The organism is Glutamicibacter nicotianae (genome assembly GCF_016907615.1).
Lineage (GTDB): Bacteria > Actinomycetota > Actinomycetes > Actinomycetales > Micrococcaceae > Glutamicibacter > Glutamicibacter nicotianae.
Map to the genome: position 1 here is coordinate 1,786,627 of NZ_JAFBCH010000001.1, position 14,286 is coordinate 1,800,912.

A 14,286-nucleotide genomic window follows, 5' to 3' on the forward strand; every position below is an offset into this window, starting at 1 on the left:
AGCCAGATCAAGTCAAACAATCCTCTTTAGAGATCGACGATAGTCGTCAGCCTGTTGTTATGGTTGATAATTTGCACGTGAAATACCAAGTGTTCTCTAGCGGTAAAGCTGTCGGAAACGCTGGTGCTCGCAGGCTCTTACAACCTAAGATGCGTGGAGTGAGAACCGTTCATGCGCTTCAAGGCATCTCGTTTGTCGCCTATGAAAACGAATCCATCGGAATCATTGGTTCAAACGGTTCTGGAAAGTCGACACTGTTACGTGCTATCACAGGGCTTACTCCTCCGGCCTCGGGTTCCGTCTACGCGCGCTCCCGCCCCAGTCTTTTGGGCGTCGGCGCTGCTCTGATCCCGGATCTATCTGGGGATAAGAACATCACTTTGGGTGGATTGGCTCTTGGATATAACCGGGAGCAAGTAGAAGAGATGAGGGCGGACATCACGAAGTTCGCTGAATTGGAAGAATTCATTGATCTTCCGATGAGAACTTATTCTTCTGGCATGGCAGCACGTCTGAAATTCGCCATCGCTGCGTCAAAGCAGCATGACATTTTGATTGTCGATGAAGCCCTGGCCGTTGGTGATGCGAAGTTCCGCAAGAGAAGTGAAGCGAAGATTCGCGAAATCCGTGAGAACGCCGGAACTGTTTTTCTTGTTTCTCATTCTATGAATTCAATCAAGGAAACCTGTAACCGTTGTATTTGGATAGAGAAGGGCGTCCAGAAAATGGACGGCGATCCTGACACGGTCATTAAGGCCTATCAACAGCATAAAAAGTAAGTGACGAATGACTGAAAACCCTGGCGTATCCTACGTCATGCCTGTGTTGAATGAAGCTGATTATCTCGAAGAGGCCGTTCGTTCGATTTTGTCTCAAGACTATGATGGCGAAAAAGAGTTAGTTATAGCCTTGGGGCCGAGTGACGATGGTACGAATTCAGTTGCTGCCCGCTTGGCTGAGTCAGATCCGCGTATTGTCCTCGTGGACAATCCTAAAGGTCGTACTCCAATTGCTCTGAATCTAGCTGTCAAAAAGTCATCCCACCCCATTGTCATGCGGGTAGATGCTCATAGTGAGCTACCAGCAAACTACACTCGCCGTGGCGTGGAAACGCTATTCCGAGTTGGCGCCCATGACGTGGGCGGGCTCATGGATGCACGAGGACGTACGCCGAAACAACGTGCTATCGCTGCTGCATACCACTCAAAATTCGGTTTCGGCGGCCCGGCTTATCATTCGGGCGCTCCAGAAGGCGAAGCTGAGTCCGCTTATCTTGGGATTTTCCGACGCGAGGTCTTCGACGAAGTCGGTTTTTACGATGAAGACATGTGGCGCGCGCAAGATTGGGAGCTTTGCCTGCGAATTCGTCAGGCAGGCCACAAGGTATGGTTCGATCCAGAATTAAAGGTGGGCTATTACCCGCGTGATAATTTCAAGTCATTGGCGCGCCAGTCCTACGCTTCGGGAACGTGGCGGGGCGAGATTGCACGGCGATTCCCAGAAGGAAAATCGATCCGCCACGACATGCCTCCCGTTCTGCTTGTCGGGGTAGGAGCGGGATTAATCGCAATGGCCGTATCCCCTCTGATCAGGGGACACGTATCACGACCAGTGCAGTTCGTGGTCGACACAGCACGTCTAGCACCCGTGGTGTATTCAACCGCCACTCTTGCTGCTGGCCTCAAATCCAACGCGCAGGGTGTCAAAGAAAAGGTGCTAACCGCCGGCGCGTTCCAAGCGATTCACCTGCCCTGGGCAGCCGGTTACATTAAGGGTCGATTGTTCGGTGCCGCTGGCACAGTGGATAAAGGACGCGTTAAATGAGCGTAGAACGACCGAAAAATCCTACGCTGGATCAACTGCGCGAGGTATGCCAGCCTCCAGAAGTCAAAGCGCGAAAGAATGCTGAACACTGGACAGCTGAACTTTACCTGCGTCATATCTCGATTTATCTGACCGCAGTATTGGTTCGTACAAGGATCAGTGCGAACGGGGTTACGGGATTGATGATCTTGGCCGGTTGGTGCATGTCGTTGGCACTGCTTATCCCCGGCATTTGGGGGCCGGTCTTGGCCGTGGCGTTGTCCCAGGTGCAGTTGTATTTCGATTGCTCGGATGGGGAAGTGGCACGTTGGCGTGCGTCCCAATCTCCTCGTGGCATTTTCATTGATATGGTCGGTCACCACACGACCGAGGCTTTGATTCCGATTGCACTTGGCTATCGCGTGTTCAAGGAACTCTCAACTGATAGTGGTACTGCAGCGCAGGCTTGGCCGACACTATTCATGGGTGCCTGTTTGGCTGTGGTCCTAGTGCTTAATCGTTCACAATCACTGATGGTGCATGCTGCCCGCGGCATGGCTGGGTTGCCAAAGCTGCCGGACACTGCAGCTGCCCGCGCGGTTCCCACAACGACACTCATCGGTCGGTTGCGTTCTCTAGCGAAGTTCCTCCCGTTCCACAAGCTGTTGCATGCGGTAGAACTCAGTTTGATCATTTTGGCTTGCTCAATCATTTCTGCCGTTAGCGGTTCGCCTGGACTGGCGGAGAAGTGGCTGATCTGGATTCTCCTTCCAGCGTGCGTTCTAGTTAATGTTGGTCATTTTCTGTCGAACATGGTTTCTGCGCGGTTGAAGGCCTAAGGAATAACGCCATTGAATTTGAATCGAAAGGGTAGCGCATGAGTCAGCAACTCGCACCGCAGATCGGCGTGGTCGTTCTAACGATGGGCAACCGTCCTGTGGAGCTTCGCCGAGCTTTGGACTCATTACTGTCCCAACGCGGCGTAGAAATCGATGCAGTGGTTGTCGGCAACGGGTGGGACCCCACGGAGATTCCCGAAAGCATCAAAACACACTACTTGCCGGAAAACCTTGGGATCCCAGCTGGGCGAAATGCTGGAGTTTCCCAAGTTTCGGGTGAGTATCTTTGTTTCCTGGATGATGATTCTTGGTTCCTTGACGATGATTTCCTGATTTCCGCTATAGAGCGCTTTAGGCATTACCCACAGCTAGGTTTATTGCAGCCGCGAATCACAGATCCTGAACATAGCGATCTGGATCCCACTCGTTGGATCCCTCGCCTGAAGAAACGAACTGCAGCCGAGCCAAGCAAGGTTTTCCATGTTGGGGAGACGTGCCTAGTTACTAAACGAGCTCTTTTCGACGCCACTGGCGGCTGGGCTGGCGGCTTCTGGTATGCCCATGAAGGTATTGAACTTGCCTGGCGGATCTGGGATACCGGGACCTATGTCTGGTACGCAGGTGATATGCGAATCGGCCATCCCGTGGTCGATCCGCGGCGTCACGATGAGTTCTATAGGTTGAATGCACGCAATCGTGTTTGGCTGGCTCGTCGTAATCTGCCGGTCCCATTTGCGTGGATCTATCCAACTTCATGGGCGATGATCGAATGTCTGCGATTACGGAAAAATCGATCTGCTGTAAGACAGTATCTAGCAGGTTGGAAAGCTGGCTGGAAGGGCAGCCCCTGGTACCGCGAACCGCGTGCCAAGCTTCGTTGGAGTACCTTGATGCGAATGACGCTTTCTGGACGTCCACCTATTATTTAGGCGTATTCGAACCTTGATCCCGTGGAGTCTGTTCTGAATTGTCTTAGCTAGTTATGCCAGCGCCTGTAGTTGCATTTTGTGACGAGTTAACCGATTTGGACTAATATGGTTATTTGGTCGTTCAAGTCCAAAGTGAACAACCTGTAAAATGTTCATGAATGTAGCGAAGCGAATTGGCTAATCGTGATCTAACAACAAGTGCTGGATGGTGTGAGATTTGAGTTTCCGTGGATGGAGGGGCCGGCTTGGTCGAAAGCTACCCGATGCCTTCTGGGAGAAAGTTCTTGCATGGTCTACCAGAAATCAAAGTTCAGCAGATCTTGATATCGAACAAATCCGTTCAATCAATGTACATGAGTCCCGCGCAATGGCGACTTCGTTAGGGATCGAGTACCTCGATGACACGCTACGTGGCGTTTCGACGGTTACGAAGACAGGGTGGCAAAAGCTTTCCACAGCACTGCAGGGCGCTGGCTACAAGCTGACTAGAGTGAGTTTGGACGCAGCAAGCTATGGCGCATTAAGCGTGTGGGCGGTCCATGGACAAATGCCTATGCATCAAACGCCACTAGGACGCCATTCGGGTTTAGGTGCGATATGGGCGGTTTATTCGGATGGCAAGTCACTAGTGCCAGATATCCAGGATTTCACTGAGCCGGTCGATGTTGTATACACGTGGGTTGATTCGGCAGATCCGGTTTGGCAAGAAGCATATCGAGAATTCAAGCAGTCAATCCCAGCCGGCGCATCTCATCCGAGTAGCCGCGATTTGGCACGATACACGTCTCGCGACGAATTGAAATACTCGTTGCGTTCCCTGGAAATGAATATGCCATGGATTCGCAATATCTATTTAGTGACGGCAGGGCAAGCTCCTGATTGGCTCAATACGGAGAATTCCAAGATCAAGCTGGTGAGCCACAGCGAGATATTTGATTCCCCGCTTGATTGCTTACCGACTTTCAACTCGCATGCGATTGAAACGCAAATTTCCAATATCGAGGGCCTGTCGGAGTATTTCATATATGTGAATGACGACATCTTTTTTGGGCGTCCGATGTCACCGAACGTGTTCTATACCGGCAGCGGCTCCGTCAAGTATTCGTTGGCCAAGGCGCATTATGCCGAAGCATCGAACCCGAGGCTTGCGGTAAATCTAGCAGCTCAGCTTAATGCCGATTTGATCCAGGATAAATATGGGAAGACGACTGCCCTGAAGTTCCGCCATGTTGCGCACCCTCAGCGGAAGAGTGTGCATGAAATAATCCGTCGTTCGTTTACCGAAGAAGTTGATGCCACCGCAAAGCATAAATTTAGGCACGTAGACGATATGTCATTACCGTCCTCACTGGCACATTACGTGGCAGCAGCTGAAGGCATTGGCGTTCCTGTGGATATCGATTATTCGTACGTTGATCTCGGCGGCGAACATTTGCCAATGAATCTCTTTCGGCTGGTGCGCGGGCGTGGCAAACAGATGTTCTGCTTCAATGAAGTGTCCAGCGTCAGCGGAACCGAAAAACGCGGACGGATGGCAAAGAGCGTTCTCGACACGCTGTTCCCGTACAAGTCTTCTTTCGAGAAGTAGTGCGGACGCACTCAGGTTTCATCAAGTTGTGCGTGACAAACTTGTGAAGCATTATTTATTGTTCAAGTAACAAAAGTGCCAGGTGCTGCGCTGCAGCGACGGGTGAGGTAGTCCTACAGAATTAGTGCTACCGGTAATAACAGCAGGAGGCAACCAATGACCAAGACGGTACTGACTTATGGAACATTCGACCTTTTCCATATTGGTCATCTCAACATCTTGAAGCGTCTGAAAGAAAAGGGCGACCGTTTGGTAGTTGGCGTATCCACGGACGAGTTCAATGCAATCAAGGGTAAAAAGCCCGTTGTACCGTTCGAACAGCGCCGTGAAATCGTGCAGGCCATCAAGTACGTTGATCTTGCGATCCCAGAAGAAAATTGGGAACAGAAGCGCCTGGATATCAAGAAGTATGATGCCAAGGTGTTTGGCATTGGTGAGGACTGGAAAGGAAAGTTCGACGACCTTGGTGATGAAGTCGAGGTTGTTTACCTTCCTCGTACCTCGGGAATCTCAACTACCGAGATGAAACGTGTCCTGAGCCAGTTTGATGAACGCCACGTGGATTCTTTGAAGGACACGCTAGACACCCTGAGCCAGATCGTAAAAGAACTGAGCTAGTTAGTCCGATTGCACTCCTGCTTTTCTAGATTTTTGAAAGTTCCCATGTCTAGCGACCATATTTCAGCCACCATTAAGTCCAGCGTCAAGAACGCGCTTCGGAAAGTGGGGCGCAGGCCAGAGGTAAGACGACTATCAAGGGTCATGGGCCTCACCGCGCGCCTTGGCAGCCTCAACGTTGGTGTTTCCGGTATTCCTGTACCTGGAACCGTTGCGGTGTACTTCGGCGATGGTGCGGATAAGATCTACCAGGTAACTCAGTGGTTACCAGTGCTCGAAGAACTTCATGCAAAGCAAGAAGTTCTGTTGGTCTTCCGTACCCTGAGCGCTTTCAAAGCTGCTGAGAAATTCACGGATCTTCCGAAGATCTACATCCGCCGTTTTTCAGATCTCATGGATTTGTATGACGACAATGAGTTGAAGCTGGTCATCTATACGAATAACTCGCGTACCAACTTCCAGTCCCTTGACCACCCCCGTTTGGTGCATGTTCACGTGAATCACGGCGAAAGCGATAAGCTGTCGATGGTTTCAAACAAGGCAAAGGCCTACGACAAAGTGTTTGTTGCGGGTCCAGCAGCTATCAAACGCCATGAGGCCATGCTGATCGACTTTGACCACAACAAGCTTGAGGTTACCGGTCGTCCGCAGCTGGACATTGATTTTAAGCCTGAACTGGATCCTAGTGACAAGCTGGATGTCATGTACGCGCCAACGTGGGAAGGCGAAAACGAGGATAACAACTACACCTCGTTGGATAAGTACGGGGTTTCCATCGTCGAAGCATTGCTGGCGAATCCCAATTGGCGGGTTATCTACAAGCCCCATCCGCGGATCCAGACAAGCAAGAATCATGGTGTTGCCCAAGCGCACTCGCGCATCATGGAACTCATCGCGATCGCCAATGAATCGGGGGCCGATCACGTCATTTCCGAACAGGGCAATATTTTGGCGATGTTCGAATCCACCGATGCACTGATAACAGACGTTTCAAGCGTCGGGCTGGACTATTTGTACCTGCATCCTGCCAACCCACTGGTGATTTCAGATCGTCGTACGAATCGTGAAATTCTGCATAGGGACGCCCCGATCACCAAGGCTTGTCACGTTATTGATCGTGACTCCGTGCCCAACGTGCGTGAAGTTCTTAATGATGCGCTGGTCCACGACCGGCATAAAGAACAGCGCCTCGAAATGCGCAAGTTCTACTTTGGCGAATTAAGCCGAGGAGATTCCACCAAGCGCTTCCAGGAAGTAATCGAAAAGCTCATCGACGAACGCCAGAGCAAACTGCAAAACTTCCGTGGTTGGCACAGTTAGTCACTGTTGCCATTGGTACGACCCCAAATCACAATACTTGCGGATTTGGGGTCGTCTTTATTGCAGATGTGTTTTCACACTAACAACACTCGGTCCTTAATTAGGCAATTCTGACGAGCTGTGCGGGAGAATCGGATGATAGATAGGCTCCGTATTATTGGCGCCTATTAGTTAGACCCCCTTCTGAAGGACCCCGGTGGATATTTTTCGTACGCGTGTAGCTCTCGGCGTAGGCCGTCGAATCGAACGACTAGGCAGATACCGTATCGCGGCTATCTACTACGGTCAGGTACTTAACAAAGGCCTGACCAAGTCTGCTGAAGTGCAATTCCGCTACGGATTCTGCTTGTACAAGTGCAAGCAGTACCACGCTGCCATGAATGAGCTTGAATCTGCCATTGCTCGTCAGCCGCATCGTTACGGGTGGATCCAAACGCTCGCATTGAACATGCAGCGAATGAAAAAGTACGAGCGCTCGCTAGAACTTTTTGCAGCTGCTTGCGAAGGCGACCCAAGCAAAATCACTTGGCGGATTCGTTGGGCACGTTGCGCTCGTTTGGCCCGAAAATCAGATCTCGCCTCTGCCGTCTTGGACGGTTTGGTGGCAGATTTCCCGAGCGATCCATCAGCTTCGGCAGCTATCGCGAAGTTCCTGCTGGAGACCGGGCAACGCTGGCGTGAATTGGATGTTCGGCTGCAATATGAAAGCCAGCATGTCGACGACGCAAATTGGATGTTCCTGACCGGCCAGGCAGCCTCCTTCATGTCCCGTTTTGAGTTGGCTGAAGAGTACTTCCAAAAGGCTTTGGACCTCGATGACCAGCACCCCAAGTACTGGTACGGGCTTGGTCGTTGCCTAGAAGAATTGGGGCAATCCACGGAAGCCCAGAACGCGTACTCTAACGCTGTGTTGCGTTCAACCGAACAGACCGTCCTGAACGTTGGCGTAGGCAAAATTCATGAAAATGAAGAAGACTGGAATCGTGCACTAGACGCCTACGAGCTCGAACTGCAAAATACTTCCAGCACTACGAATTTATATCTGCTGAACTACCGTGCCGGCGAAACGGCGGCGAGACTCTTCGAATTCCGCCAAGCCAACGAATACTTCCAACGAGCCGAGAACTTCGCGGACACAGTTGAAGAGCGCGTTTTGGCTGGTTATGCCCGCGGTCGACTACTCGCTCGCGCCGGTGAACAGGCAGAGTCGGTAGCCTGTTTCTCCGAATTTGTTGACCTATTGCCAGAGCAGAAAAGAATTGAACCAGCTGTAGCGTTGTTCCGTTATGCCCACGGACTGATGCAACTTGGCCAATTTGAGGAAGCCAGTAACCGATTCAGCGAGGCGGCAGAAGCTTGGGGATACCTTGGCAGCAGCTTCAAAGGATCCAAGTCCGCTGGCGCACGTGCAAATTACCATCGCCAGCGAGGTGCGATTGCAGCTGCCGGAGGAGATTGGGAAACTGCCGCTTCTGCATATGCGTCAGCTTTGTGGCATTCGTCTTCTACCGAACGTCAGTGGCAAGCGAAAGCTGGGCAGGCCTTCGCCCATCTAGGAATGTTCGAGTCTGCGTGTGAATACTATGCCGGCATGTTGCTTTTCACTGAGATATCGGTGGCCGGACTGGGCAACGCCCTTAAGGGCGTGGGTCGTCGGCGCGGTGCTCTGGCTATCCATGCGCGGGAAGTAGAGCCGCTAGACGAGAATCTAGTCCTATTCGAGTCGTCACATGGCAAGAATGTCCATTGCCATCCTCTGGCAATCTTCCGTCAGATGCGTAAGGATCCACGTTTTGACAACTTCCGTTTCGCGTGGGTCTATAACGATTATTCAGAGGTCCCAGCCCAGCTGAGTGAAGAACCGGATGTTGCGATCATAAAGCAGCATTCCGACAAATACATTCGTTTGCTGGGAACCGCCAAGTACCTGGTGAATAACGCGACCTTCCCAACCTATTTTGCCCGTCGCGAGGGGCAACGAGTATTAAACACATGGCACGGTACGCCCTTGAAGTTCATGGGTAAGCTCGTCAAAGACGGTGTTGCCGAGCACCGAAACGTTCAGCGCAACTTCCTTCAAACAACTCACATGATGGTCCCCAATGCGCACACGCTGAAAACCCTAAGTACTGACCATGACCTTGGTGGTCTGTTCCCGGCTAAGGTTGCCCTGACCGGCAGCCCTCGAATAGACCAGATGATCAATATGAGCGAAGCACGTCGGATCGAAATCCTAGAAATTCTTGGTGTTGATCCAAACAACGACAAGAAAATCGTGTTGTTTGCGCCGACTTGGCGAGGCCAGCTCAAAGATCGGTCTTATGATGTCAATGGCCTAGTCGAGGACCTGGCTGCAATGTCGCAAGGCGAGCACCACATGCTGTTCCGTGCACACCGTTTCGCTGAACAACTAATTGGTGATGCAGCCCTGGATGCAACCGTCGTGCCTGCATCCATCGACACTAACGAGCTTTTGGCAGTTGTCGATGTGTTAATCACCGACTACTCTTCAATCTTCTACGACTTCTTGCCAACTAAGAAGCCAATCATTTTCTACACGCCGGACTTCGACGCTTATGAGGCTGAACGTGGTCTGTACTTCGAACGCTCTACATGGCCTGGCAACGTCATGGACTCAATCGAAGAAGTATGCTTGGAGCTTCATCGCCAACTTGGCGAGGGGGATCTCGGTGTACACGAGAACCTCGAGAAGAACGTGGCTGAGTTTGCGTCGATGGAAGATGGGAATGCCACTCAGCGAGTCATCGATTTCTTCTTCCTGGATGACGAAAGCTGCCTTCTTGAGGCACCGCAAGACGAGCGTATCAAGCTGCTGTTCTATCAAGGTCCTTTTAAGCCCAATGGCATCGCCACAGCATTCACCAATTTGATCGGCTCGCTGGATCCAGAGAAGTACTTGGTGTCTGTTGCTGTTGACATGGGCGCCGTTGGAAGCAATACGGATTCATTGGAGATTCTCAACGGGCTTCCTGAACATGTCAAGATTCTTCCACGCGCCGGCGCAACGATTATGTCCGCCGAAGAACGTTGGGTTTCCGATGGTTATCACGCACATCGTGGTTTCGACTCGCCTGTAGCTGAACAGATCCACCTGAACACGATGGAACGCGAAATGCAGCGTTCCTTCGGTGATGCACGCTTTGACGTTGCTATCGATTTCGAAGGATACTCGCGATTTTGGGCTATGTTATTTGCCGCGTCTCATACTCATGCGAAGCGCAACTACATTTACCTGCACAACGACATGGTAGGGGAGTGGAAACTGCGCTTCGGCACGATGCCGGGACTATTCGCCACTTACCGTCACTATGACCGGTTGGTTTCTGTAACTGAAAGTGTTGGTCAGCAGAACGAGCAGCAACTGAGCGAGGTATTTGGGCTTGATCCTGGCAAGTTCACCGTGTCGGAGAACCTGCTGGATCTGCGCAAGCCTTTGGAATGGTCTGAGGCATCGGATCCGGTGCATCGTTTCGAGGGCGATGGGCTAACCGTTTTTGCCAACATGGCGCGGTTGTCTCCTGAAAAGGGACAAATGAAGTTGCTTGAAGCGTTCGCGAAGATTAACGCGGATCATCCAGGAACTCGGTTGTTGATGATTGGTGATGGCCCGCTTCGCAGTGACCTGGAAACGGAGATCAAGGTACGCGGACTGACCGGGCGCGTGGTCATAACCGGTTTGTTGGCCAACCCCTTCCCAACACTGAAGACCGCTGACTGTTTTGTCTTCTCTTCTGACTATGAAGGTCAGGGACTGGCAATGATAGAAGCGATGATGCTTGGCCTACCTGCAATCTCAACCGATGTTGTTGGATCGCATAGCGTGCTCGTCGGCGGTTTCGGGCAACTTGTCGAAAATTCGGCCGAAGGATTGGTCAAGGGCATGCAGGCCTTCTTGGACGGCTACCAAGCCGAGAAGGTTTTTGACGCACAGTTGTACCAGGACAACGCGCTTGCACAATTTGAGGAGCTGCTTAGCTTGGTGAATTCATAGTCGTCTAAGACTGCCAAACTGGAAAGAGGTGTGTTGAAGAATCAATGACTCTTCAACACACCTCTTCGTTGGATTCGAACACCTAGGCTGCGCGCCGGCCCGGGAAGTGCGAAACCTCCGCGTGGCCGTTGAGCAAGTTCAGAGATTCATCAATAAAGCGCTGCATGCTGGCGCCCTTGGCAACGTCACCGAAATAGTACTCGACAACTTCTTTGAACCCAGCATTTTCTTCCAATAGTGCTGAACGAATCAACGCAGGGCTATCAGCGGACTGTGCAGCTGCTAGGGACGGCACCTTGCTCAGAGCCGGGGAATTAGAGATAGTCGCCTCCTCAGAAACCGGAGTGGTAACGAACATCGGTTTACCAGTTGCAAGAAAATCGTAGGCAACTGCAGAAATATCCGTAATGCAAATATCAGATTGGGCCCACTGCCAGCCCCAATGGGTGGTGTCGTCAAACAGGAGTCGACCAGTTGCTGTCGAATTTGCTGAATTGAGCTTATTTCGAACTCGTTCCACAGCTTGTCCATATTGCGCAGAATTGATGCCAGAACGCGGGTGGGGGCGGAAGATTATGTTGAATCCGCCGTCTTTGATCAGCGCGTCAATGAGCACTTCCCCATGCGATATGAGCGAGCCGTAATTCATCGAAGGCCGGTCGCCTTCCCACGTTGGAGCGTAAAGTACGGTGGGCAAAGAGTGGTTGATCGAGTATGGCGCCAAATAATTTACGTCGATCTGTGGTCGACCGATTAGACGGGTACGATGCTCTGAATCGAAGTTGTGCAGATGAACGCCCAAGCGATCGCGCGCAGCCTGTCCAGCGGAAAAGACGTAGTCGTAGGCTTTGAGCTGGTTGGACCACATGTAGGCCTTTTCGCTCTCACCATGACTGATGAAAACGTGGTCTGGTGCGTTGAAGCGCATCATCTGGAAATTGCGAATATTCTGGTTGACGTAAAACACAACACGTAAATCTTGGGAGTTAACGAGTTTTTCAACGTCTTCGATTGTCGGTGCGTAATGGACTGGTAGGGCGCATTCCTCACGTATCGCCAAAGCGGACTCAGGCAGTCGTGCAATGATGACCACTGGTACGTGTTTGGCCAATTGCTTCAAAGGTTCGTACCACTGGCGGATTTGATAAGCGTTAACCATGGGATCCGCAAAGTAGAGGGCAACCTGGTAACGGCCGTCGCCGCTAGGCGCATAAAAGAGCTCGGTGGCATGACGGTTGATGAACTTGCGGTGCTGTCGCGCAACAAGGCGTTGACCGGCGTATGCCGCCGCATTGTTCAAGGTCTTGAGTACCTTCATGGAAGTTCCTTCGCCACTGATTTTTGGATCTAAGAATAATCATATGGCGTGGACTTCGTAGGAGGCTGTCGACATGCTTAAGGAGGTCTTTGAACCTAGGAAACTTTTAGTTAACCATCAAAATATGTTCAGGTAGGGTGCGAATCAATTACCGTAAAGTTTGTCGTCCTAGAAGACCGTGTTGCCAATGCGGACCAAGATAGAAGCTGAGATATGATGTGATGAGTGCAACTTCCAAATCACTGGCCGAAAACTGGTTTGGGTTTGGGAACTTGGCTCACGGCAAGCTAAGATGAAATGTCGGACTATGTTTCTATAGGAGTCATCATTAGCGAAAAGCGTTCTGATCGATCGCCACACGGCGAACTCGATCGCAACTCGCCTCTGGTTTTTTCAACCAGGGAGCTCGGCCGTTCGCCTGGCTCGATGAAAACTCTCAAGGAGCAGGTTCCGGCGCCCACGGATGTGGGAAATGCACTCATTGGTATTCGTGGAGGATCTGAGCTTGACTTAGATCTTCGCTTTGAAGCCGTGCATGAGGGAATTCTGGTATCGGGTACCGCTACAGCGCAGATTGCTGGGGAATGTGGACGATGCCTGGAGCCTATCGAGTACGATTTCGAGGCTGATATTCAAGAGCTCTTCTACTATGAAGAGAGCGAAGAATTCGAAGACGATGATGATATGGATCAGTATTGGGTGGTCGGTGACTTGATTGACATCGATCCGGTACTAAGGAGCGCAGTGGTTACCGCCCTGCCGTTCCAACCGGTTTGCCGGGAAGATTGCTTGGGGCTCTGCAGCGAATGCGGAATCAGCCTCAACGATGACCCCCAGCATGATCATGAGATCCTGGATCCACGTTGGGCAGCGCTAGCGCAGCTGTCCGACATTGTCGCAGAGGATGCGACAAACGATAAAACGTCAGACAAGAGAGAAGAGAAGTAGTCGTGGCTGTTCCAAAGCGGAAGATGTCCCGTGCGAATACTCGTGCCCGCCGTTCTCAGTGGAAGGCTACCGCACCGAACCTGGTGAAGACCGTTGAAAACGGTCGCGTAACCTACAGCCTGCCTCACCAGGCTAAGGTTGTCACCGACTCGGCTGGTACCGAACTGTTCCTTGAGTACAAGGGTCGCAAGGTCGCAGACGTCTAAGACATGTCTTCTAAAGAAGAACTTATGAAGCGTCTCGGAATCAACATTGATTCCGAGACGTTTCGTCTTGCATTCACCCACCGCTCCTATTCATATGAGAACGGTGGCATTCCAACAAATGAACGCCTCGAGTTCCTGGGTGATTCAATTCTTGGCTTCTGCGTTGCAGAATACCTATACGCAACTTTCCCGTTTCTGCCAGAAGGCGATCTCGCGAAACGGCGCGCGGCTATCGTCAGCACCCGCGCCTTGGCAATGATTGCCCGTGATCTGGAAGTGGGGGAGCACTTGCTCCTGGGTCGTGGTGAAGCGCAGTCCAAAGGCTCAAACAAGTCATCCATTCTCGCAGACACCATGGAAGCCATCCTTGGAGCAACCTACCTGGTACAAGGTATGGAAGCCGCCCGCTCATTTGTACTTCGTTTCGTGACTCCGCTGCTGGAGGATCCTCGACTGCTAGGCGCAACCACTGACTGGAAAACTGTAATCCAGGAGGAAGTAGCCTCCCAAAAGCTAGGCGAGATGCACTACCGGGTCACTGGTTCCGGTCCTGACCATGCACGAACCTACCTCGCGGAGCTCCTCATCGGTGACAAGACGTACGGCGAGGGGCATGGGCCGTCCAAGAAGGAAGCCGAGCAAGAAGCGGCACACAAGACTTGGCTCATGCTGCATCCTGGTGAGAAGCTACCCAAGGGATAGCAT

Annotated in this window: 12 protein-coding genes; 11 read left to right on the top strand and 1 reads right to left on the bottom strand. The window is 51.7% G+C overall.

Translation table 11 applies throughout. The annotated features are described in order from the left end of the window. Nucleotides 1–59: 59 nt before the first annotated feature. From JOE62_RS08575 to JOE62_RS08610, 8 genes are all read left to right on the top strand, one after another. On the top strand, nucleotides 60–779 hold the full coding sequence (locus JOE62_RS08575; RefSeq protein ID WP_204723259.1) for an ABC transporter ATP-binding protein: 720 nt from the start codon (nucleotides 60–62) through the stop codon (nucleotides 777–779). 7 nt (nucleotides 780–786) lie between these two features. After that, the gene (locus JOE62_RS08580; RefSeq protein WP_204721874.1) at nucleotides 787–1,824 is read left to right on the top strand and encodes a glycosyltransferase family 2 protein; all 1,038 of its coding nucleotides are present in this window, start codon (nucleotides 787–789) and stop codon (nucleotides 1,822–1,824) included. Continuing rightward, complete coding sequence (locus JOE62_RS08585) at nucleotides 1,821–2,642, top strand: CDP-alcohol phosphatidyltransferase family protein (protein WP_204721876.1); 822 nt, start codon at nucleotides 1,821–1,823, stop codon at nucleotides 2,640–2,642. The genes JOE62_RS08580 and JOE62_RS08585 overlap by 4 nt, the downstream gene beginning before the upstream one ends. A 38-nt stretch (nucleotides 2,643–2,680) precedes the next feature. Further along, nucleotides 2,681–3,571 (top strand): glycosyltransferase family 2 protein, encoded by an 891-nt coding sequence (locus tag JOE62_RS08590; protein ID WP_204721878.1) that lies wholly within the window; start codon nucleotides 2,681–2,683, stop codon nucleotides 3,569–3,571. A 367-nt stretch (nucleotides 3,572–3,938) separates the two neighbouring features. Further along, nucleotides 3,939–5,159 (top strand): stealth family protein, encoded by a 1,221-nt coding sequence (locus JOE62_RS08595; protein ID WP_204721880.1) that lies wholly within the window; start codon nucleotides 3,939–3,941, stop codon nucleotides 5,157–5,159. A gap of 156 nt (nucleotides 5,160–5,315) precedes the next feature. After that, on the top strand, nucleotides 5,316–5,777 hold the full coding sequence (locus JOE62_RS08600) for an FAD synthase family protein (RefSeq protein ID WP_038991443.1): 462 nt from the start codon (nucleotides 5,316–5,318) through the stop codon (nucleotides 5,775–5,777). A 45-nt stretch (nucleotides 5,778–5,822) separates the two neighbouring features. Then, the gene (locus JOE62_RS08605; RefSeq protein ID WP_204721881.1) at nucleotides 5,823–7,097 is read left to right on the top strand and encodes a CDP-glycerol glycerophosphotransferase family protein; all 1,275 of its coding nucleotides are present in this window, start codon (nucleotides 5,823–5,825) and stop codon (nucleotides 7,095–7,097) included. 376 nt (nucleotides 7,098–7,473) lie between these two features. Beyond that, complete coding sequence (locus tag JOE62_RS08610) at nucleotides 7,474–11,109, top strand: CDP-glycerol glycerophosphotransferase family protein (RefSeq protein ID WP_204721883.1); 3,636 nt, start codon at nucleotides 7,474–7,476, stop codon at nucleotides 11,107–11,109. Nucleotides 11,110–11,191: 82 nt separating this feature from the next. Here the strand turns inward: JOE62_RS08610 and JOE62_RS08615 are convergent, their stop codons facing one another. Beyond that, nucleotides 11,192–12,427, bottom strand: coding sequence for a CDP-glycerol glycerophosphotransferase family protein (locus JOE62_RS08615; RefSeq protein ID WP_204721885.1), 1,236 nt, complete (start codon nucleotides 12,425–12,427; stop codon nucleotides 11,192–11,194). Nucleotides 12,428–12,811: 384 nt separating this feature from the next. Here JOE62_RS08615 and JOE62_RS08620 point away from each other — a divergent pair, with 384 nt between their 5' ends. The 3 genes from JOE62_RS08620 to rnc are packed head-to-tail and all read left to right on the top strand — an operon-like array spanning nucleotide 12,812 to nucleotide 14,283. Next, on the top strand, nucleotides 12,812–13,375 hold the full coding sequence (locus JOE62_RS08620) for a YceD family protein (RefSeq protein ID WP_128470482.1): 564 nt from the start codon (nucleotides 12,812–12,814) through the stop codon (nucleotides 13,373–13,375). A gap of 2 nt (nucleotides 13,376–13,377) precedes the next feature. After that, a complete protein-coding gene (rpmF, locus tag JOE62_RS08625; protein ID WP_013348816.1) occupies nucleotides 13,378–13,581 on the top strand; it encodes a 50S ribosomal protein L32 in 204 nt (67 codons plus the stop codon). A 3-nt stretch (nucleotides 13,582–13,584) separates the two neighbouring features. Further along, nucleotides 13,585–14,283 (top strand): ribonuclease III, encoded by a 699-nt coding sequence (gene rnc / locus JOE62_RS08630; protein ID WP_204721887.1) that lies wholly within the window; start codon nucleotides 13,585–13,587, stop codon nucleotides 14,281–14,283. The last annotated feature ends 3 nt before the right edge of the window (nucleotides 14,284–14,286 follow it).